The organism is Mangrovibacterium diazotrophicum, from assembly GCF_003610535.1.
In the GTDB taxonomy this organism is placed as follows: Bacteria; Bacteroidota; Bacteroidia; order Bacteroidales; family Prolixibacteraceae; genus Mangrovibacterium; species Mangrovibacterium diazotrophicum.
Genome location: NZ_RAPN01000001.1, coordinates 580,763 through 602,346, shown reverse-complemented (window position 1 = coordinate 602,346; position 21,584 = coordinate 580,763). Strand labels below are relative to the sequence as shown.

Here is a 21,584-nt window from a genome sequence, read left to right as displayed (position 1 = left end):
TACATGATCGAATTGCCCAACCCTCGAAATACAGGCCGAAGCGGTGCCAGCTTCAAGACGATAATGCTTGTTGCGCTCTTGTTGGTGGGCTATCCTTTGGCGGCACAAGATTCACGTCAACCCAATACAGAAACACCAAAAACAAAGCCCATGTATCAACCCATCGAATTTCAATCCGAAGGAGCTACTCTGAGAGGGAGACTCTATTTGCCCGAAAATGACGCCGGGAAATTGCCGGTTGTCGTCATGGCACACGGCTATTCGGCCACCATTGAAGGCATGGTTGCCGATCGCTTTGCAGAGGTATTCCGCGACGCTGGTTTTGCTGTTATTTTATACGATCATCGCAACCTGGGAATCAGCGATGGTGAGCCGCGGCTGGAAATCAACCGCTGGACGCAGGCTCGGGGTTTTCGCGATGCCATTGACTATGGTGTAAGCTTGCCGGAGCTCGATAGCGCCCGGATTGGGCTGTGGGGCGATAGCATGAGCGGCGATGTTGCGTTGTTTGTGGCGGCCATGGATCAACGGGTGAAGACAGTGGTTGTGCAGGTTCCTGCCTTAGGGCGCGAGTTGCCACCTCCTGATCCGGATGGAAGCCTGTTTCAACAGCTAAAAACAACCTTTTACGAAGGCGACATCAGCGTACCGGAAACCACGATTGGACCGATGCCGGTGGTGTCCTTCGATCAGCAAACCATTCCATCGCTGTTGAAACCTTTAACAGCTTATCGCTGGTTTATGGAATACGGCGCGCGGCACAATACCGGGTGGGTGAACCATGCCACCTATGTGGTGCCGATGGTTCCGGTCAAATTCAGCTCGGTTATTTGCGTGCCGCACCTTAAAGCGGCTGTGTTGATGCAGGTGGCTTACGACGACGAAATGCCGGGAGCCAACCCCGAGGTTGCCCGCTATGCCTATCAACAGACACCCGAGCCCAAGGAACTGCAGGAGATTGAAGGCGGTCATTTCGGATTGCTGTTTTACCCTAGCGAACTCTTCGACCAGGTAAGCCGGGCACAAGCAGGGTTTTTTATTCAGCATTTGAAATAGAAAAACAGCTTCTCTTGTTCTTGAAAAATTGACGGCGGATATTTCATTTGGGTTCAAAATAAAGTAACTTGTATAGGCCTTTGAAACCAGTGTTTTAAAGGCCTTTTTATTTCTAAAACCCAACAAAACCCCAAAACGATGAAATACCTTTTATTTGCCTTGTTCGCTGTTCTTGCCCGAAGCGTTTTTTCTCAACCAGCAGCAGCCTCAATTGAATTGGATGGGATTCCCTGCCCATTGGAGTGGGTGATCGAACCCGACAGTTTTGCAATTCACAACGAAACTATAGCCATCAGCGCTGCTCCCGGAACAAACATGTTTTATTCGCCGAGCGGCCACTTCCGGGTGAGTAACATGCCCAAACTGCTTTTCAGCCCCGATGACGATTTTACCTTCTCGGCTAAGTCATCTGCCGAACATCGCTCGAAATGGGACGCCGCCATGTTGGTTGTTTACATTGATGAAGCCTATTGGGCGAAGTTTTGTTTTGAAAATGAGTCGCCCACGAAAAACAGGATGGTAACCGTGGTAACCAATGAAATTTCGGACGATGCTTATTCGGATTATATTCCCGACAATTGGGTGTATATGCGGATAAGCAAGAAGGGAAAGCAAATCATCTTCTCGTATTCGCTGGATGAAGAGAATTGGGTGAATATCCGGTATTTTCGCCTGAATTCCGATCTGCCAATTCGCATCGGCCTGGCGTCGCAATCGCCCGTTGGCGAAGGTTTAACTTCAGTCTTTTCTGAAATACATTATCAGAAGTAGGTAACGGATTGAAATGTCAGCCTGTTTTATCACCGGTTCATGCACAAAAATCACCAAAAATTTATTGATAAATTAAAGCATTCTGTAGCTGCTAAATTCATTTAAATGGCTTAACTTGAATGGCGAAACAGAGCAGATAGACAAGGACTTGTGTCTTACCCGGACAAGCGTTCTGTTTCGCGTCTTTTAACCCGATTTCCTAACCGGAAGATTCCATCTAATGACACGTGTTGATCACCGTAAACACAGAACAAATGACCTTAAAAAATCAAATAAAATCATGAAAAAGAGATTACTTTTCTATGCCTCACTGCTAGCCTTGTTTGGTTGCAAATCGGCTCCTGAAAACCCGGCCGACACCATTTATTGGGGTGGAACCATTGTTACCATGGCGGGAGACTCGCCGCAGTATGCCGAAGCCGTGGCGGTAAAAGACGGCAAGATACTTTTTGTAGGTTCGCAGATCGACGCTCAAAAATATGAAGGTGATTCAACCGAAGTGAGAAACCTGGATGGCAAAACGCTCTTGCCCGGTTTTATCGATCCGCACAGCCATTTCATCAATGCCACGCAACTGGTGACTTGGGTGAACGCGTCGCCACGGCCCGTTGGGGAGGTTAACAGTGTTGCCGAACTAAAAACGACGATTGCTGATTTCATAAAAAAGAAACCGCTGAAAGAAGGCGAGTGGCTGGTGGGCTACGGATACGATCAAACGATGTTTGAAGATCGCGAAGCTACCTGTTTGGATCTGGATGAGGTGGTGCCCGATAATCCGGTGTTGATTATCCATGTTTCGGCGCATGGCGCGTTGCTCAACTCCAAGGCACTCGAAGCGGCCAACATCACAGCCGAGACCAAAGATCCGGATGGCGGCGTGATTTCGCGGATGCCCAACTCGCGGAAACCCTCGGGTTTGTTGATGGAGAACGCTTTTATGCCGGTTTTTGAAAGCATGCCGAAGCCAACAGCCGGGGAGCTGCTGAAGACCTTTGCCAAAGCGCAGGAAGAATATACGAAATGGGGATACACCACGGCGCAGGAGGGGGCTACTACTTTCGATGATTTGCAGCTGTTGAAGAAAGCGAGCGCCGACGGTTTGCTGGTTATCGATGTTATTTCGTACCCGCTGTTTATCGATATGGAAAAGATTGTCGGGAAAGACAGCTTTGGCAGCTACAGCAAGCACTTGAAGCTGGGAGGTATCAAAGTGCTTTTGGATGGTTCACCACAGGGTGGAACGGCCATGCAGCACTATTTGACGCCCGGTCCCAACGGCGAAGCCGATTGGCATGGTGTGTCGTTTGTGCCGAAAGACGTTTTCTTCAAGGTGATGCAAACTTGCTACGACAATAACCTGCAGTTGAATGTGCATACCAATGGCAGCGAAGCGATCCAGGAGATGATCGATGGTATGCAGCAAATTAATTACGACAAGAGCAAGGATCTGCGTTGGTGCTCCATTCATTGCCAGTTTGTGACCGATCCGCAATTGGATCAGATTGCCGCGCTGGGCCTGGTGCCTTCGTTCTTTACCAACCACGCCTTTTATTGGGGCGATGTGCACATTAAAAACTTCGGGCAGGAGGCTGCCGAGCATTTGTCGCCCATTGCAACGGCTTACGGCAAAGGTTTGCGCCCAACCAACCATACCGACTATTCGGTGACGCCGCTCGATCCGTTTATGACGATCTGGACCGCCGTGAAACGCGAAACCCGCAGTGGCCGCATTTTGGGGGCCGAAGAAAGGGCTACGGTTTACCAGGCGCTGCAGATGCTGACCTCGAATGTAGCCTACCAATATCATGAAGAAGCCAGTAAGGGGACGCTGGAAGCAGGCAAGCTGGCCGACCTGGTCATTCTGGATAAAAACCCACTTGACCTGGACGAAACCACGATCGACGAAGTGAAAAACACGAAGGTTTTGGAAACCATCAAAGAAGGAGTGACGGTTTACAAGGAATAAATCTTGTCGATTGACAAGGGAAGGGATGTCATTTTTTAGAGGTGGCATCCCTTTTTGTTTTTGAAAAACAGTACCGCAGAGATGCTGAAGAAGCCGGTCGTATGTTCAGCCTGAAGGGCAGTGAAGCAATAGCCCGGGGTAACGCCCCGGGTAAAAAGATGAGATTGGAATTTGTCCGCGTACCGGCTAGGGGAAGTGATTGGGTTGTTGTCGGACAATTTGTCAAATGTTTTTCGAAGCGGTGCGCAGGCCGTCAAAACGCCCGGGCGAGGGTTCGTTTTGACAAGATTTTTGGATACTTTTCATTGATTGGAAAAGTATCGGCCTGTCTGGCCTGAAGACAACAAAGAACATTAATATGGTATTTTTGCAAAGTTGGTAGTCTCATAGTTGCCCCATTTAAATGTCCTCCAGCCGGACGGGCTGTTCATTTTGTCTTAATACAAAACGAACCAAAAGATCAAGACTGCCCGAGGCAATTGCTACGCACCGTTCACTGTCAACACTCCATGCCTGACGCTTACGCGTCGCACTTCCGTGTTTTCGTTCATCCCGATTCATCGGGACTTCGTGCAGTCGTGCGCTTCGAGCGAGTTCATAGTCTTAATGCAGCAGATTCGCCTATACGCCTTTTCGTCCGCAAAATCATAATGCGATGTATTACACCGATCGCGGACGATCCTCTTTTTTCGATATTTCCACCCCGTGCGATGCACGGGGCTATTGCTTATGCCCCGTTGGGGCTTGCCAGTCTCGAGTTCAGCCTGAAGGGCTGTGAAGCAATAGCCCGGGGTAACGCCCCGGGTAAAAAGATGAGATTGGAATTTGTCCGCGCACCGGGCCAGGGAGGAGTGTTTCGATAGTCATCGGATCATGTTGAACTTTTGTTGATAAGTAAACATAGCCTTTTGTATATGTTTAGTTAGAATATGCTAAATTGAAAGTCGAAAAATAGAACGAATGGCCTTGGTTATCGTGCTCGCTGACCGGACAGAACGTTGCCACTAATCACGCCTTCACTAATGCAAATCGGATGCACAATAAAATTGAGTCAGAATATACCCGGGATTTAGCCTTGGTTAGAACGTATAATAAGAAGACCTATCTGAAGGCACTTGTATCGTGTGCCATTGCGGTTGCTGTTTATTGCCTTGTTGCATACCTGCGCTATGATTTTTCGTGGGCTATTTTGATCTGGATTGTTGTTATTCAAGCGTTAATGATATTCAGTTACGCCGACATCTATCAGCTCATTGATCTCGCGTGGGACGATAAGGAATCCTCCTTAACATTTACTTACTATAACCTGGTGGATAAAATTGTGACGGAGAAATTCGATAAGAAAGATATCGAAAAGCTGAAGATGCAGGAATGGCGCAAACAGCTTGTGATCGACTTTGTTGACAACCGGCGCATTCGCTTGAACTATTCAAAGAACCAGGAATTGATGCTTTTAAATCAACGGTTCGATATCAAGTTTAATAGTCGCTAAATAAATGATCATGTATACAGGTAAAGAAAATAGAGAAAGCGAACAGGAGATCCTGGAACCAGATGGATCAATAGCCGCCCTGATTGGCAAAATCTTGTTTTTCTCGCCCGGACTTTTAATCTTGATTGTAGCATTTTCTGCAAAATTGGGGCAAAGTAACCCATTTGTCATGCTAATCCTTTTTCTGCTTGGAGGAATTGTCGGACTAATTGGATTTATAGTATATCTGGTTGCAGCAAAAGGATTAAAAGGAAAGATACTGACAATCCTGACAGGAATTATTTTTTACGTGTCGGTGTTGCCGATTATCTGGGGCGTAAATGGACTGAGAGAAAGAATCTATGTCTATAACAATCGCGAGAAATTGGAGATTATCGCCAATAATTTGTTGACAGATCAGATCTCAGTTGATGAAGCAAACGAGATGCTAAAATCTGAAGGTTCAATTTTAACCGTTGTCTGTGTTCCCGAGGAACATAAGCATGTACTATTCCTTTTAGGTGGTATGATTGATAACTGCGCTGGTTTTTCTTACAGTTTAACCGATGACAAACCCTTGCAGAATTGTTGTGGAGACCTGGTATCCTGGAAGAAGATTCTAACGAATTGGTACAAATGGAGAACAACTTGAGGGTTTAAATGAAATACCAATACGGAAAAATTGTGTTGGCACACTAACCCTGTAAACGCGTAATTCCTTTCGCGTGGTATCGTGCATCGCCACATTATATGGTCGCGCGGTAGCGGAGGAATCGAGGAAAAATACCTTTACCTTTTCGTCCGCAATATCATAACGCGATGCAGAACACCGATCGCGAACGACCCTCGTTTTTCCGATATTCCTACCCCGTGCGATGCATGGGGCTGTTGCTCATGCCCCGTTGGGGCTTGCCAGTCGCGAGTTCAGCCTGAAGGGCTGTGAAGCAATAGCCCGGGGTAACGCCCCGGGTAAAAAGGATATGAATCGATTTTGTCCGCGTACCGGCTAGGGGAAGTGATTGGGTTGTTGTCGGACAATTTGTCAAATGTTTTTCGAAGCGGTGCGCAGGCCGTCAAAACGCCCCTGTCCGGCTAACGCAGCCAGACGGGCGGGCGAGGGTTCGTTTTGACAAGATTTTTGGATACTTTTCATTGATTGGAAAAGTATCGGCCTGTCTGGCCTGAAGACAACAAAAAACATTAATGTGGAATTTTTGCAAAGTTGGTAGTCTCATCGTTGCCCCTTTTAAATGTCCTCCAGCCGGACGGGCTGTTCATTTTGTCTTAATACAAAACGAACCAAAAGATCAAGACTGCCCGAGGCAATTGCTACGCACCGTTCACTATCAACACTCCATGCCTGACGCTTACGCGTCGCACTTCCGTGTTTTCGTTCATCCCGATTCATCGGGACTGCGTGCAGTCGTGCGCTTCGAGCGAGTTCATAGTCTTAATGCAGCAGATTCGCCTATACGCCTTTTCGTCCGCAATATCAAAATGCGATGTATTACACCGATCGCGGACGATCCTCGTTTTTCGATATTCCTACCCCGTGCGATGCACGGGGCTATTGCTTATGCCCCGTTGGGGCTGCCAGTCGCGAGTTCAGCCTGAAGGGCTGTGAAGCAATAGCCCGGGGTAACGCCCCGGGTAAAAAGGATATGAATCGATTTTGTCCGCGCAACGGCTTTGGTGGAGTATTTCGGTTGTCGTCGGACATTAGCGCTGGTAGTTGGCAAAACATCTTCACCTTTTCGTCGATGTATTAAAAAAACTGCAATCATACGATTCCTTTCTCGCGGTATTGTGTATCGGCACACGATATGATTGTGCGGTTGTGGAGACCACGCGCAGGGAGCGCGTAACAAAATAGTCACGGTATAAGCCAACTAATGGATTCGTGTGCACGAAAGAGGACTTTTAGACTGGCAGCCAGTTGGCTGTGTGCACAACGGTTGAACTTTTGTTAATAAATTCGTGGCTTGTTTTGTATATGTTTAGTTAGAATATGCTAAATTGAAAATCGAAAAAATAAAACAACAACCAAGCCCTGTTATCCCGATGAATCAATCCATTATTTGCAAGAGCGCGGCAATTGAAATGACCGAAAAAGCCGCTGAAACGCCCAATTGGCGTGGCTTTTGTACAGTGTCGCTATAAGCGATATATAATACAGGGGGATATATACAGACGTTGTGCAAAATTTAAAGAGAGCCTGCTAACATTCGAAAATGCAGATAGCAACAAAAAGCAAATGATAGAAATATGAAAAAAATATAAGAGCCTAAGTGAAAAAGTTGAATTTATGACCAGTTATCTTTTTGACCTAAGTAAGATTCTGTTCTTAACGATTGGAATTCTGATTGTTGAATTAATAAAATCTGAAATTATGGAAAAATTGAAAATGACTATTCGTGAAGCAACCCTCGTGTGAAGAATGGAGCCAAAGCTTCGGATTAGAATATAACTGGAATTAAACTGACTTTTTAGGATTGAGGGTTATGGGGGTTCGAGTCCCCCGCTTCACGCCAGAAAATAAAATGAAAATTAAATAAGTAAAACAGCAGAATGGAAAAACACGAAAAGATATTTGAAAAGATAAAAGAATTATTGATTCGACTTTTTCCAAATGAGCTGACTGAAATTGAGGAAGAAAACCATATTTCTATTGGTGACACTGGCATTTGGATTATGTCTGACAGTCGTGAATTGACAGTCGGATACGGATTGACCCATATTCATTGCGACCCAAAATATGATGATTTAAGCGAAGTTGTAGACCTTTTTTTCAACCTTTTGACGTGCAAGAAACAAATCACGAAATTTTACAAGGGAGATTTTTCATATAAACATCGGACAGACTTACTTCTTGCGGACAATGAAATTTATAACATCGGTACAGCAATGACTTGGTTATTTCCGTATTGGAAAAAGACGACAAGTAAAGTGCAGATTGAGGACGAAATCATTGAACTTGACAAGATAAAAAAGGACATTGATGAAATAAAAACTTTGCACAACAATGTATAAAAAACATAAGTGGCTCAGTAGTTTACGGGACTTTCGAGCATTTAATCAGCTCCGCCAAATCTGCGATTTGACGGGTTTATTAAATATTTTAAATTTGTGTCAAAACGCAAATTTGGCTCGGTGCAACTTGATAGGTAAGTACTTCGAAATCACTTACGTTTCTTATACTCAACGTTATCGGCAATTTAAAAATGAAAAACATAGTATACATATTAACCATATTTTGTTCTATCCAATTTAGTCCCATTTGGGCACAAATTGATTGGATAAAGCAAGCGGGAGATACCCAAAGAGGGGATAATGGATTTTCAGTTGCTATTGATAGCAAAGGAAATATTTACTCTACTGGTAATTTTTCAGGGACAGCTAATTTTGGGAAGGATATTGTTGTATCATCTTCCTTTGATAGTGATTGCTATTTAGCAAAATCAGATAAAGATGGTAATTTTCTTTGGGTTAAAACTATAGGAGGTAAATGGGGACAAACAGGAAACTGTGTAGTTGTCGATAATGAAGATAATATTGTTTTAACAGGAGGTGCTGGACTAACCACAATTATTGAAAATATTGAATATGAAAATAATCGAGGAGGTGGAATCTTTTTAGTTAAATATAATACAAATGGAGATTTATTATGGCACAAATTATATCAAGATAAAAGTTTTGCAGATAGCCAAACGTTAACAACTGATAAAGAAAATAATATTGTTTTTTCTGGGCGTTTTGAAAACATAGATTTCGATGATAATTTACTTACATCAAATGGACAGGTAGATATTTTCTTAACAAAACTTAATAAAGATGGAGATTTCCTCTGGACTAGAAATATTGGAGGAAATGATGATGATAGTCCTTCAGCTGTCTTGATAGATAGTAAGGGAGAAATAGTATTATCTGGAGAAATTCGAAATCAAATTACGATTGACGATAAAACTATTGTAGCAAATGAATATGATGATGTTTTCGTATCAAAATTCAGTAAAAGTGGTAAGTTAATTTGGATTAAATCTTTTGGAGGTGGACATTTTGATAGAGTGTGGGATATGGCAATTGATAATTTAGATAATATATATGTAACAGGAGATTTTATTGATTCAATATATGTGGAAGGGAAAATCATCTTACCTGAACCTAATTGCCATTCAAATGCATATTTGATAAAATATTCAAGTGACTCTAAATTGGTTTGGTTTAAAAAATTCAAATCAACAGGTAGTAATTTAGGTCAATCTGTAACAATAGACTCTAAAGGAAATTGTTACTTGGCAGGGTATTTTTACGATGATATTAAAATAGGAAAATACTTGCTTGAAAATACATTACAAGAGGGAAAAGGATTTATTGCTAAAATAAATAAAAGAGGGAAAATAAATAAAGCATTCATGTTGCCTGGTGAGGGAATGACAGAAATTTGGGAAATGAGATACTCTCAAATTGATAATAAACTTGTTGGTTTGGGGAGATTCTCAAAAAGGATAATTTTCTCATCAAATTTAGCACTTGAAACAGAAAATGACAACGATATTTTATTGTTGAAAATTAATACGAAGATGAAAAAAAGCCGATAACAATGTGTATAGTGCATAAGGGTTTCAGAGGTTTTCGAGCGGTATCACCCGCGTCAATTTTGGATGGTAACTTGATAGGTTTGAAGCCCGCAATCCCTTACGTCACCATACACGAGCCGTTGGCAAAAATTTAAAAATATGAAATATCCACTTTTATTTATTACTATACTTTTGTTTTGCACATCAACTTCAGTTGGGCAAACAAGAACCATTACTGGGAAAGTTATTGGTGCAGAGCCGTGTGATTGTAAAAGTAAATATGATGAGTTTTTTATTATTCGCGAAGCAAAAATTTTATCTACTGATTCAATCGAATTAGGAACAACAAATGAGAATGGAAAATTTGAAATTCAGGTTTCTAATGAAACCAATGAATTATTGATTGGGTGGATTGGAATGGAGTGGGAGAAAGTAAAAATCACAAAAGAATGTAATAATTACGAAGTTATTCTATTACCGTTCGTAATTTATGACTTTGTATCGACTAAAAAGGCAAACAGACTCAGAAAAAAAGACAGAGAAGTATTGCCTGAACTTTATCAAAGAGCATACAATGAAGAAATATTTGAAAATGAAAAACCATGTAGATAACACAGTACATATTGCAGGGCGGGGTTCTGTGGTACGCCAACTGTGCCTGCCTGGCTGCGCAGTCAGACAGGGATTCTCGCATCGCAGTTCCGTGTCCTTCGAACAGGAACGCTCTCCCCTGCCTGGCGGCAGACAGGGAAATCCGCCCCGACAACATGTACCAACCGTTAGTCAGAATTTTGAAGAACGAAATATGACAAGCATCAAACATGATATTTGGCAATATAGAGAAGGATTAACTTCTTTATGTTTCTCTGGAGATTTAGGAGAAGAATCAAGAAGTTTGTTAGAACCGGACTCTAAAATTATCCACTCTTTTTATGCTGATTCCCATTTCGACGCCATGACAAAATACTTTGTGTTTATGGGATGGGGAAAATATGAAACTGAATTCGATATTGACAAACAACCATACGGTCTCGAGAATCTTGAAAAAAGAGCAATGGAATGGAAAGAAAAAAAATAAAAAACGTGTGGTAATAATTAATCGTTCGAGCCGCTAGCACCAATGTGCATGCGAACTCCAACCAATTTGACACCATCAGAAACCAATTAACCCAAACGAGAATGAGAAAGATTTTAATTTTACTGGCAATCACCTTAACGATGGCTTCCTGTTCGACAACAAATAAATTGTCGAACAATGCACCTTCACCGGAGAATACGACAATATCGTCGGGAAGAGATGGATCTTCCTTTGAAAAAGCGATCGTGATTACTGAAAAGAGTGAATCAAAAGGAGTGGGTGCGGAATACGAATGGCTCCGGAAAAACTATCCCGGATACAAATCACAAGGCCAGTCACTCACTTATGACCAAAAGAAACCCTACGACATCATCGATATCATCACTTCCGATGGTGAAGCAAAGAGTATCTATTTTGATATTTCCAACTTTTTCGGAAAGTTCTGAAAAGGCCGGAGGCGTTAGCAAACGGTTGAACGGTGGTATGGTTGGGGGTGTGCGGTTCGACGCCCGGACTCTCGATCAAACGCGACAACTTGTAGGTAACCGTTTTAGTCAACTCTAAGCAAACACACTGTGATTAAAAAAGTATTGTTTTTAAGTTTCGTAATAGCCATTTCACTAGTCGGGAGTGCACAGGAAAACGAATGCCTAAACGATTTCGATTACCTCGTTGAAAAAATTAAAAATGACTATCCCGGATACAAGGATAAAGTAAATGATGAAACATTGGCAGATCTAAAAGCTTTGGAACATGATCTGAGAAATCGAATTATTCAATATCCGGATTCCTGCGGAAAATGTTTGGGGCTCTATACTTTTTGGTTTAAAGACAATCATTTGAGAGTTAAAAGACGCAGTATAAGTCGAAGTACAGTTGAACAAGCAAAAACACAGGCACAATATTATGATATCACGATTGACAGTATTTCAAATTCCGGTCAATCGATAGAAGGAATCTGGATTGGCTTTAGAGGTAAAATAGCTGTAACAAAAGAAAATGATGGAAGCTATGTCGGAATTGCTATTCGATATCCAAATTTTGAAGGTAATCAGGTGATGTTTGAATTTTCAGAATTGGGAAATAATGAGTTTTGCGTAACTTCTGTGAATCCTGCATATTCTTACAATCACAAAGGCAAAGCGGCGCTCTATATTGACAATAAAATATTGGAAATAAATGGAGATACATGGTTTGTCCGACAATCATCAAACGAAACATTAAACAAAGCTTTTCTATATTCTTATACCCCGAAAAATCCGAACGGAACAAACACCTATCCGGTAGCAACATCTTTGAGTGACAGTACATACTATCTGCGCATTACTGATTTTGAATCAGATTACTCTAATAGCATTGTAACCCAGCACTGGCAAGAAATAATGTCCCGGCCTAACTTAATTATTGACCTAAGGAATAACGGTGGAGGACAGGACAATTATTTTCAAAAGCTGGCCGAGCTTATTTATACAAACCCGTATGAAACGAAGGGAGTTGAATGGTACGCAAGTAAAGGAAACATAGAGTTCTTTGAAGAAGCTTTAAAAGCTGGCGAAATTATAGACGGTGAGGAGGGCATTCGATGGACTGAATCATTGTTGGATGCTATGAAAAAGAATGTAGGTGGTTTTGTGACTGTATCGATGTTTGACGATGATAAAGTAGACCAAACAAAACGTGTTTATTTAAATCCGAAAAAGGTTGGGATCATAATCAATGAAAGGAATGCTTCATCGGCAGAACAATTTTTGCTGGCTGCAAAAAATAGCCAAAAAGTTACCCTGTTTGGGAACCACAACACAGCTGGTGTACTTGATTATTCAAATGCTGTTTCACAAAAATTCCCTTCAGGGAACTTTGATTTGATATTTCCAATGACGCGATCGCAAAGGTTACCCGAGCATCCTTTTGATAACATTGGAATTGCCCCTGATATATTAATACCGTTTCCTTCGACTGATCAACTTTATGACAGGTTGGATGATTGGGCTTATTTTGTGAAAAACTATCTGGAATTAATGAAATAAAACAACAACTAACAACCAAAATATGAAAACCGCGCTTAGAGTTTTTTTTGTCGTTTTAGTGGCGTTTGCGTTTAATGCCTGCGCCTTACAACCGATCACTTCAAGCTACGATTATCAGGAAAATAAAACGGAGACGGTGGACCTTGATCAATTAGGAAATGGAAGGATCTTGATCTACAACGGAGCAGATATCCTGCATAAGGTTGACAATACCGCGAGGCTAAATCTGTGGATTGATGAAAAGCCGATGGGGCAGGTTGGTGCCAGTGAATATGCCATTATGGAACTGGGTAGCGGGACCTATGATTTCAAACTACTGCATGTAGACATGTTTAAGTTCAAAAGTTCCCATCGGATCGAGATCGACGAAAAAACAAAAGTGATACGAATTGAGCCGACCATTACATCCAATGATCTGACAATTACGAACCAGCTACCATCGAAATTTAATAAATTCAGTTACGTTGAGAGCAGGTAAAAGCTGCTTCCTGCTCAATTTATTATGAAGTTGTACTAGACGTGATTGATGATGGAAATACTGACCCGAAACCAAGTGAAACAAACACCCTGAAAACGATGAAAACAACGAAAATTATCCTGGCAATTTTGGCACTAATTTGTTTGCAAACAAGCCTGTTTGCCGACATTGCACCTAACCCCATTAAAGCAAAAAGCATCAGCCCGAAAGCTGCGACTTCGATTCGCATGGAATCGGAGAGAGTCGAGATTGACCTGTACAACGACAGTTCGGTTGTGACCTGTGTGTTTTACATGAGAAACCTCGGAGAACCGGAAAAACTTCAGATTGGTTTTCCCGACATGCGTTTCTACCATTTCAGCATGGAAAAGCATCAGAACGGAGACCGTTTTGCCGTAAAGGAAAATGGTAAAACCATCGCGTTTACTTCTGCCTCCGGAGGCGCTGAGGGGAGCGGATCTCCCGATGAAAAGGACTGGTATTTATGGAATAGTGAGTTTGAGAAGGGAGAATCGAAGACGATTGAGGTGCAGTATTCGTTGCCCTGTGGAATGCGTTACAAAAGCAATGAACGGTTTTTCACCTACCTGCTAAGTACCGGAGCCGGTTGGGAAGGGACAATCGGGAAAGCCGAGATTATTGTCAACCTGAAAGACATTGAGCAGGATTCTGTTTTGTCGCAAACACCGGCCAATTGTGAAATATCCGGCAAGCAATTCAGTTGGACGTTCACGGATTTTGAACCGACGGAAAACAACGATATCAAGATCAGTTATAACACGAACAAGAACGTTTATAAAGGCCCAAAGCCGATTAACCCCACGATTTTTATTGACGGCGTAAAGGCCGATAGTTTGGATCTCAATACTGTGCAGCCGAATGATATCGCCTGTATTCAAGTGTTCAAAACTACGGCGGAAAACAACTTGTTTCCCGAATCTCCCGGGGGAGTTGTTAAGATTTACAGCAAAGTGTATGTGTGGACAAAGCTGGATAAGATGGTGAAAGCAAAATCAAAGAAGAAAATCAACTTGCCGGACTACGATGCGCTTAAAGAGAACTACAGCTTATTCGTTGACGACAATGAAGTTGATTTTTCGGAAGTGATTGGCATTAAAGAAGAGTTTATCGCGAAACTGGAAGTCATTAAGTCCCGAAAGAGCAAACGCAAAATAATGATCGGGTTAAGATAGGAATCCTTTAAGCCATGTTTTTACGCTGGTAACTATTCAAAAGACTTAGCTTATGAAAGAAATCAAAATGTTATTGCCATTCGTAGTGCTACTAATAATTACCGGTTCATGTCTTAACCGCCAATTTGTTGATGGATGGACAGAAGTTGGTACCAGTTCAGATACCACACTCCTCGATTCAACCCTGGTCTTTGGGCATATTTATCACGTCGATTGGCCTGGTGAAGAATATTATCGTGAAAATGAATTTACGGTTTGGGGCGAACACACGGATTTGCAAACAACCAACGATACAACCGGGTATTATTCGCTGAAAATGGCGCCGGGAACTTACACCATAAAATGTCAATATCAATATGAAGAGTGGGAGAGATTGATTGAAGAAGCGAAGGATATCAAGTTCGCGAAGAACACACAAACTGAAATCAATTTTTACATCGGTTATACCGTTGAGTAAAGCGATATTGATGCTTTGCAGCTGAGGAATTCAATCGGCCAACATTATCGTTTCTTTTTCCGTAGAAAATGGAATAGAAAACCATAAAATCAACTAGTTGTGAAAAATATCGTGGTGGTGCTTGTATGCTCGTTTTGTGTTATGGCTTGCGCAACAACTACTAAATTGGCAAATAAAGCCATCAGTAATGGCATTGTTGGGCAGAACGAGAGCACGATTAATTCGAGGCTTGGGTATCCGGTAAGAACGATCTCGAAACCAAATGGCGAAAAAACATTGGTGTACGAGTATTATAGCCGAAGTGGGTACAAAGCTCCCGCGAATGTCAAATCAAAAAGTTTCCGGGTAGATGAATTTGGACACCAAAGTGGTTTGGACATTGGCGATGTTATAAGCACGCTGACTTACGATTCAAGCAATGCCATATCCGGAAAATATACGACTTACCTGGAAGTGTACCTGGACAAACAGGGAAATTGCGTTGGGTTTGAACATAACCTAACCAAAGAACAATTGCAGTTACTTCGGGAGCAATTTAAACGCTATCAACCGACCAAATAGAGAGGTTATTTCAGAGCTATCTTTAGATTGAACAGGTTTCTGCTGTTAATTCCGGCCTTCCAACATTTTAGCTGTTTTTATCGTAAAAAACCGTTAGAAAACCATAAAATCAGCTAATTGTGAAGCCTGTCGCATTGCTGTTTATTTTGTCGTTTTGTTTCGTCTCCTGTTCATCCACGATCCGATTGGCCAACAAAGCCATCAAATCCGGCATTGTCGGGCAGGACGAGATTACGGTACAAGCTCGACTGGGAATTCCGGTAGAAGAGATTGTCTTTTCAGATGGCGGAAAAGTGTTCGTCTACGAATATTACAGCCGAGTGCGTGTACTTCCCGGCGATATCGAATCATCAAATTTTCTGTTGGATGAAAATAGCAAGGGAACAGAACTAGCCTCTTACCTTATTACGAGCGTGCTGACTTACCATCCCAACGGTGCCGATTATGAAATCCAGACGAACTACATGGACGTGTACCTGGATGCCGAAGGTTATTGTATCGGTTTCGACCACAACCTCACGAAAGAACAATTACAAATACTTCGCTTTCAGTTTGAACAATATCAAACAAAGACCCCGTGATTCATTAGCTGATTGATCTCCTGCTTCAGCAGAGTGATGAAGAATAACTACCACCGGCTAATCTCCTTATGAATATTAAATACGACGAATTGGCCTGCAGTTTCGGAAAGACTTGCCGGAAACCGGCTGTTACATCGCTTGTTTTGTTTAGACTGAAACTAAATTATAGTCAGTAGGAAGGGCGGAGTGTATTTTTTGTAAATTAGAACAGCGCAGCGCACTGGCAATAATTGCAGTTGGTGATGTTGGTTAGAGTGGGGAAAGTGAAGCGGGCGTGCAGGAGCTGGTGAAAATTACTTTCAATCAATATTTACTGAATAACCTAACAAAACGGAAACATGAAGAATTTCATCTTTTTATTTGTGCTTGCAGGCCTGCAAATGGGGGCTTTTGCGCAGGATTTTTCAAAATTGGCTGATATCAAATTAGTAAAAGCCGAAGACTATAAATCGGTAGAAGAGCAGGTTGGCAAATGCGCTGATTATATTTTGGGACAGGCCCTTGAGGCAAACGAATTAGGCAAGGTACAATGCCTTCAGTTTATCATGCGCTGGATGGAAGGAACCCCGGATTACACGTTTGGCATTGGTCCAGATTTTGTCGATTTCTGCGGGAAAGACCTTAATTTATCCGGTGTGTACATGGCTGCCCTTACAAGTGCTGCCGTTTCCGAAAAGTTTGAAGACAAATCCTCGGAACAGCTGAGCGCAAATGCGCGGGAAATATTCCTGGATTATTGTGCCGACCCCGCCCATGGCGTGAAGCCAAACAAGGCTGTTAAAAACGCATTGAAGAGCCGCAATAGCTAACACATTTGTTGTCGCGAAGAGAATTAATAAACCCCGACGGAATGAGTCAAGATAACTTCTACTATAAAATTTACAGTAAAAAGACGAGTGCTGAGTTGATGGCTGTTCTGGAACGGCCGGAACAGGACGACACGTTAAAGTTGATCGCGCTTGAAATATTGGAGGAAAGAGGTGAAGTGGCAGAAGAATATCGTCGGTTAAAGTCGACCCTGAAACAGGATATTAGCCGCATCGCTCCCTCCGAAATAGAGAATGATCGCTATCAAACTTTTTGGCGCCGGGCTGCTGCAAATTCGGTTGACGGTTTTCTGCTGAGAATGGCAGGAACACTTTTGGGGTACTTCGCGATAACAGAATCGGCGATAGGCAACAACATGTTCGCAGCAGTCGACTTGTTGTTGCCTTTTGCTTACAGCATCTTGCTGCACAGTATATCGGGGCAAACTATTGGTAAGATGCTACTTGGTGTCAAAGTATTCGACAAATCGGAAAAAACAGTTATTCGATTCCGTCAGGCATTTCTTCGCGATAGCGTACCGCTCACATTGAGTTTATTTCTCGGCTTATTTTTTGCTAACGGTTGGCTCGGCAGTGATGATCTTTTATCCACATCGGCAGCGTTCATGATCTGGATTGTTGTACTATGGTCATTTTTGGAAATTGTCACCATGCTCTTTAATAGCCGCCGGCGGGCTTTACACGACTTAATTGCCGGGACGGTTGTATTGCGAGTGAAAAACTAGATTTCGAACCTAACGGACTAGTCTTTCATGCTGAGGGGATTAGGCTGTAATGTTCTTCGAAACTCCTTCCAAGTCAAAAACAGGGCTTAAATTTAAATACCAATCCAGTTTCGTAAAAAGTGTTCTAGCATCCCTTTTTTGTGTTGAAATAGGTGGAGCCGATAGTCTACTTTTGTATTGTTGTGATAAAAAAAAACAGGAAAGCTATGAAACAAGTTGTATTGATTACAGGAGCAAGCTCGGGGATGGGAAAATCGGCCGCGCATATTCTCAACAAGCAAGGCTACAACGTTTATGCAGCTGCGCGGAGAACCGAAAAAATGGAAGATCTGAAGGAAAGTGGCATCAATGTCATTTCGCTGGATTTAACGAGCGAGCGTTCGATGGTTGAAGCTGTCAATGCCATTATAGATCAGGACGGTAAAATTGATATTCTCATCAACAATGCTGGATACGGATCGTATGGTGCGGTGGAGGATGTTCCCTTGAATGAGGCTCGCCGGCAATTCGAAGTCAATCTGTTTGGAATGGCTCGTTTAACCCAGCTGGTGTTGCCCAGTATGCGCATGAGTAACAGCGGGCGAATCGTCAACATCTCGTCGATGGGCGGAAAAATGTACACTCCAATGGGTGCCTGGTATCATGCAACTAAACATGCTGTTGAAGGCTGGAGCGATTGTCTTCGGCTGGAACTAAAAGCATTTGGTATCGATGTGGTGGTGGTGGAACCCGGAGGCATTAAAACACCTTGGGGAACGATTGCGGCCGATAACCTGAGAGAAACGTCGGGTAAAGGCGTTTATGCAGCTTTTGCCAACCAGGTGGCTGACAGCATGGAGATCAACTACACCGGAGATCGGCTGACCGATGTTGATGTGCTGGGAAAAACAATCGCGCAGGCAGCAACCGATCCAAAGCCGAAAACCCGTTATGTGAAAGGTTACATGGCTAAGCCGGCTTTGGCAATCCGGAAATGGTTTGGTGATCGCGTGTTCGACAAGATGATTATGAGCCAGTTTAAATAGAATTAAATCCTATCTTGAGCTGTAATTCATGATGGACGAAATCGTACATATCAAATCAGTGAGCCATTTGCACGAGTTGTGCGGATTTCATAAACCTACGCATCCGCTCATCAGCATTATCGATGTATCGGAGTGGGCGATTCCCGAGAGTTTGGTGGGAATGAGAACCTTAACCGATTTGTATTCGATTGGCTTAAAAGATAAAAGCTGTGGCCTGCAATACGGGCGAAATACTTATGATTTTGACGAAGGTGTTCTTTTCTTTACGGCTCCCAACCAGGTGCAATCGGTTTTGAGAGCGCAAAAGAAAGACGAAATCCAGGGATGGATGCTGTTCTTTCATCCCGACTTAATTCGAAATATGCCGCTTGGAAAGACCATCGACAGCTACAAATTCTTTTCGTACGACGTGCACGAGGCATTACATTTATCGCCGGCAGAGCAGAAAACAATTACGGACTGCATGAACTTTGTCCGGGGCGAAATCTCGGAAAGAATCGACAATCACAGCCAGACGGTTATTGCGTCTTCTCTGGAGCTTTTGCTGAACCTGGCTACACGGTATTACGAGCGTCAGTTCAACACCAGGTCGGCGCAGCATTCCGATGTGGTCAGCAGGTTTCAGATGTTGTTAGCCGATTATTATGAAAGTGGAAAACTGGCTGAAACAGGAATGCCCACCATTGAATATTTCGCACAGAGAGTGCACCTTTCTGCCAATTATTTGAGTGATTTGTTGAAAAAGGAAACCGGTTACAACGCCAAGGATCAGATCAACAACTACATCATCGACAAAGCCAAAACAATTTTGCTGAGTGAGTCTGAATCGGTTAGTGGGATTGCTTACCGTTTGGGGTTTAACTATCCGCACTATTTTAGCCGGCTGTTTAAGAATAAAACCGGAATGACGCCGCAGGAATACCGGCAACAAAACTGAAATCATTTTTCTTTCGGGGCAACAGCTGCGCTTTGCAAACGTATGCTAAAAGGGGAGGGCCGAATTGGAACGTTTTCAATTTTGGTGTCCTGCAAGTAAATAGCTGGCTATGGAAAACGTGCAGCGGAATGAACGAATTTTGGTGATCTCAGTTGGCTTGGTCGTGCTGTCAATTTTGCTGATGTTTCCCGTCATTCAGGGCATTCTCAAGGATACGACCCCTGGAGCAAATCCGACATCAGCAACAATTGGGATCTCACTCGCCATTGCGATACGGCTGGTATTTATTGCAGCCTACGTCAAAGTAATCCGGGCTAACAGGCGTAATAGCAAGAACAGGAAAGGCGAATATATCGGCATTGGCATTTTGCTGATCATTTTTGGATTGGTTTATATGGACGGCGCATTTGCTTTCCTGTCACACGATAACATGCTTTATGTGTCGGTTTTGATGTTTACCAGTATCGGCTGCGAGTTTGTAGCTGCCCTGATGATGATTACCCTCTTCTTTTTGAAGCCCCGTAAATAGCCGTAATTGAAGATTTTGGCTTTGATTCATTCGAATTTTTGCGACACCTTAAAGTGCAGCAGTTAGCGTTCCATTAAAAAATAATTGTATTCAGTTTGGTGTGCTGCTATTTTCATCATTTCTAATTATCTTTAATAGAAGAAACCCCGGGATACCCACCTAATGAGTTGTCCTTCTCTGGATTAAAATTAGAATATGAAACAGATTCTTAGCCTAACACTCCTGCTGTTATTGTCTATTTCAGTCGTGGCCCAAGAAGTTGTCGACGATGAAAAGCAAATCGTAAAAGAAAAGAAAGAACGACTGGATCATTCCGGTTATAACTTCAAATTTATACCCCTACCGTATGTAAATTATAATCGGTCAATAGGAATGATAACAGGTGTTGTTCCGATGATCCAGCTGAATCCACTAAGAAACGATACGCTATCACCGCTATCGACGATTGGTGCGCTTGGATTGTATTCAGCAAACGAAAGTTGGGGGGCAGGAGCGTTTGGTATGTTCTATCTGAAAGAAGATACCTGGCGGATTTCAACCGGGGTTGGAACGGGAACCTTAAACTTTCAGTTTTTCCTGAACCTGTTGAATTGGTGGATTCCGTACGATACCCGTGCCAATTTCTTCGTGTTCATTATTAACCGGAAAATAGTTGAGCATTTGTACGGGGGCTTGAGTTACACCTACGTTGATTTTCAAACAAATTTTGCGGATACGCCTGTCGATCTGGAAGCGGCATTACAGTCGGTTGGTGCTCAGCTGATACTGGATTCGAGGAATAACGTATATAATCCATTTAGCGGGTCCAATTCAAAGATTCAGTTCACCACTTTCCCGGAGTGGATGGGGAACGACTTTGTGTCGCGAAATATCGATCTGCAGTACAATCAATATTTTTCGGTTCGATCTTTTAACGACGTATTGGCTGTCCGCTTTTATGGTGGAGTAGGTATCGGCGACTTGTCGTTTAACCAGCAATTTGTAATTGGCGGAACCGATGTCCGCGGGTATACCCAGGGAAAATACAGGGGAAACAACCAATTGGCCTTGCAGGCTGAATACCGCTGGAATCCATTTAATAAAGTAGGTTTTGTTGGTTTTGGTGGAATTGCCTCGATTTTGGACAGCGTGAACGATGGTGACAACGGAAAGATTTTGCCGGGAGCAGGGCTGGGGTTCAGATATGTATTGTTGGAGAAAACCGGCATTCGGGTTGGGCTCGACCTGGCCAAAGGACAGGATGATTGGGGCGTTTATTTCAGGATCGGGGAAGCATTTTAAAGTACAAAGGGCTTTAATCTTTTTCTAATGCATGCCGGTAGTTG

The 21,584-nt window shown here is 42.8% G+C and carries 22 protein-coding genes; all 22 read left to right on the top strand.

The annotated features are described in order from the left end of the window. The first annotated feature begins 3 nt into the window (after nt 1–3). The 22 genes from BC643_RS02640 (at nt 4) to BC643_RS02520 (ending at nt 21,540) form a co-directional block, all read left to right on the top strand. On the top strand, nt 4–1,056 hold the full coding sequence (locus BC643_RS02640; RefSeq protein WP_170154430.1) for an alpha/beta hydrolase: 1,053 nt from the start codon (nt 4–6) through the stop codon (nt 1,054–1,056). A gap of 138 nt (nt 1,057–1,194) precedes the next feature. Beyond that, the gene (locus BC643_RS02635; RefSeq protein WP_120271617.1) at nt 1,195–1,827 is read left to right on the top strand and encodes a DUF1349 domain-containing protein; all 633 of its coding nucleotides are present in this window, start codon (nt 1,195–1,197) and stop codon (nt 1,825–1,827) included. Between the two features lie 280 nt (nt 1,828–2,107). Continuing rightward, nucleotides 2,108–3,793: an amidohydrolase gene (locus BC643_RS02630; protein WP_170154429.1), complete on the top strand. Its 1,686-nt coding sequence runs from the start codon at nt 2,108–2,110 to the stop codon at nt 3,791–3,793. A gap of 1,033 nt (nt 3,794–4,826) precedes the next feature. After that, complete coding sequence (locus BC643_RS02615) at nt 4,827–5,285, top strand: hypothetical protein (RefSeq protein WP_120271613.1); 459 nt, start codon at nt 4,827–4,829, stop codon at nt 5,283–5,285. A 10-nt stretch (nt 5,286–5,295) separates the two neighbouring features. Next, nucleotides 5,296–5,916 carry a DUF3810 domain-containing protein gene (locus tag BC643_RS02610; protein WP_147377116.1) on the top strand — a complete coding sequence of 207 codons (621 nt, stop codon included), beginning with the start codon at nt 5,296–5,298 and terminating at the stop codon, nt 5,914–5,916. 1,916 nt (nt 5,917–7,832) lie between these two features. Next, nucleotides 7,833–8,294 (top strand): hypothetical protein, encoded by a 462-nt coding sequence (locus BC643_RS02600; RefSeq protein WP_120271610.1) that lies wholly within the window; start codon nt 7,833–7,835, stop codon nt 8,292–8,294. 191 nt (nt 8,295–8,485) lie between these two features. Further along, nucleotides 8,486–9,862, top strand: a complete 1,377-nt coding sequence (locus BC643_RS02595; RefSeq protein ID WP_120271609.1) for an SBBP repeat-containing protein — start codon at nt 8,486–8,488, stop codon at nt 9,860–9,862. 138 nt (nt 9,863–10,000) lie between these two features. Continuing rightward, entirely contained in the window at nt 10,001–10,453 is a 453-nt protein-coding gene (locus BC643_RS02590) for a hypothetical protein (protein WP_120271608.1), read from the top strand. Beyond that, the gene (locus BC643_RS23475; protein ID WP_211337953.1) at nt 10,416–10,919 is read left to right on the top strand and encodes a hypothetical protein; all 504 of its coding nucleotides are present in this window, start codon (nt 10,416–10,418) and stop codon (nt 10,917–10,919) included. The genes BC643_RS02590 and BC643_RS23475 overlap by 38 nt, the downstream gene beginning before the upstream one ends. Before the next feature lie 101 nt (nt 10,920–11,020). Continuing rightward, complete coding sequence (locus BC643_RS02580; protein ID WP_120271607.1) at nt 11,021–11,365, top strand: putative periplasmic lipoprotein; 345 nt, start codon at nt 11,021–11,023, stop codon at nt 11,363–11,365. A 129-nt stretch (nt 11,366–11,494) separates the two neighbouring features. Further along, the gene (locus tag BC643_RS02575; RefSeq protein ID WP_120271606.1) at nt 11,495–12,946 is read left to right on the top strand and encodes a S41 family peptidase; all 1,452 of its coding nucleotides are present in this window, start codon (nt 11,495–11,497) and stop codon (nt 12,944–12,946) included. 22 nt (nt 12,947–12,968) lie between these two features. Beyond that, nucleotides 12,969–13,424: a hypothetical protein gene (locus BC643_RS02570; RefSeq protein ID WP_120271605.1), complete on the top strand. Its 456-nt coding sequence runs from the start codon at nt 12,969–12,971 to the stop codon at nt 13,422–13,424. A gap of 98 nt (nt 13,425–13,522) precedes the next feature. Further along, the gene (locus BC643_RS02565) at nt 13,523–14,617 is read left to right on the top strand and encodes a DUF4424 family protein (protein WP_147377115.1); all 1,095 of its coding nucleotides are present in this window, start codon (nt 13,523–13,525) and stop codon (nt 14,615–14,617) included. Nucleotides 14,618–14,669: 52 nt separating this feature from the next. Next, nucleotides 14,670–15,074, top strand: coding sequence for a hypothetical protein (locus BC643_RS02560; RefSeq protein WP_120271603.1), 405 nt, complete (start codon nt 14,670–14,672; stop codon nt 15,072–15,074). 99 nt (nt 15,075–15,173) lie between these two features. Beyond that, complete coding sequence (locus tag BC643_RS02555; RefSeq protein WP_147377114.1) at nt 15,174–15,635, top strand: hypothetical protein; 462 nt, start codon at nt 15,174–15,176, stop codon at nt 15,633–15,635. Nucleotides 15,636–15,754: 119 nt separating this feature from the next. Beyond that, complete coding sequence (locus BC643_RS02550; protein ID WP_147377113.1) at nt 15,755–16,216, top strand: hypothetical protein; 462 nt, start codon at nt 15,755–15,757, stop codon at nt 16,214–16,216. A 338-nt stretch (nt 16,217–16,554) separates the two neighbouring features. Continuing rightward, nucleotides 16,555–17,025, top strand: a complete 471-nt coding sequence (locus BC643_RS02545; protein ID WP_120271600.1) for a hypothetical protein — start codon at nt 16,555–16,557, stop codon at nt 17,023–17,025. Between the two features lie 41 nt (nt 17,026–17,066). After that, complete coding sequence (locus tag BC643_RS02540; RefSeq protein ID WP_120271599.1) at nt 17,067–17,768, top strand: RDD family protein; 702 nt, start codon at nt 17,067–17,069, stop codon at nt 17,766–17,768. A 206-nt stretch (nt 17,769–17,974) separates the two neighbouring features. Next, entirely contained in the window at nt 17,975–18,793 is an 819-nt protein-coding gene (locus tag BC643_RS02535; protein WP_120271598.1) for an oxidoreductase, read from the top strand. Between the two features lie 28 nt (nt 18,794–18,821). Further along, nucleotides 18,822–19,730 (top strand): helix-turn-helix domain-containing protein, encoded by a 909-nt coding sequence (locus BC643_RS02530; protein ID WP_120271597.1) that lies wholly within the window; start codon nt 18,822–18,824, stop codon nt 19,728–19,730. Nucleotides 19,731–19,839: 109 nt separating this feature from the next. Further along, a complete protein-coding gene (locus tag BC643_RS02525) occupies nt 19,840–20,259 on the top strand; it encodes a hypothetical protein (protein ID WP_120271596.1) in 420 nt (139 codons plus the stop codon). Nucleotides 20,260–20,454: 195 nt separating this feature from the next. Next, a complete protein-coding gene (locus tag BC643_RS02520) occupies nt 20,455–21,540 on the top strand; it encodes a BamA/TamA family outer membrane protein (RefSeq protein WP_120271595.1) in 1,086 nt (361 codons plus the stop codon). The last annotated feature ends 44 nt before the right edge of the window (nt 21,541–21,584 follow it).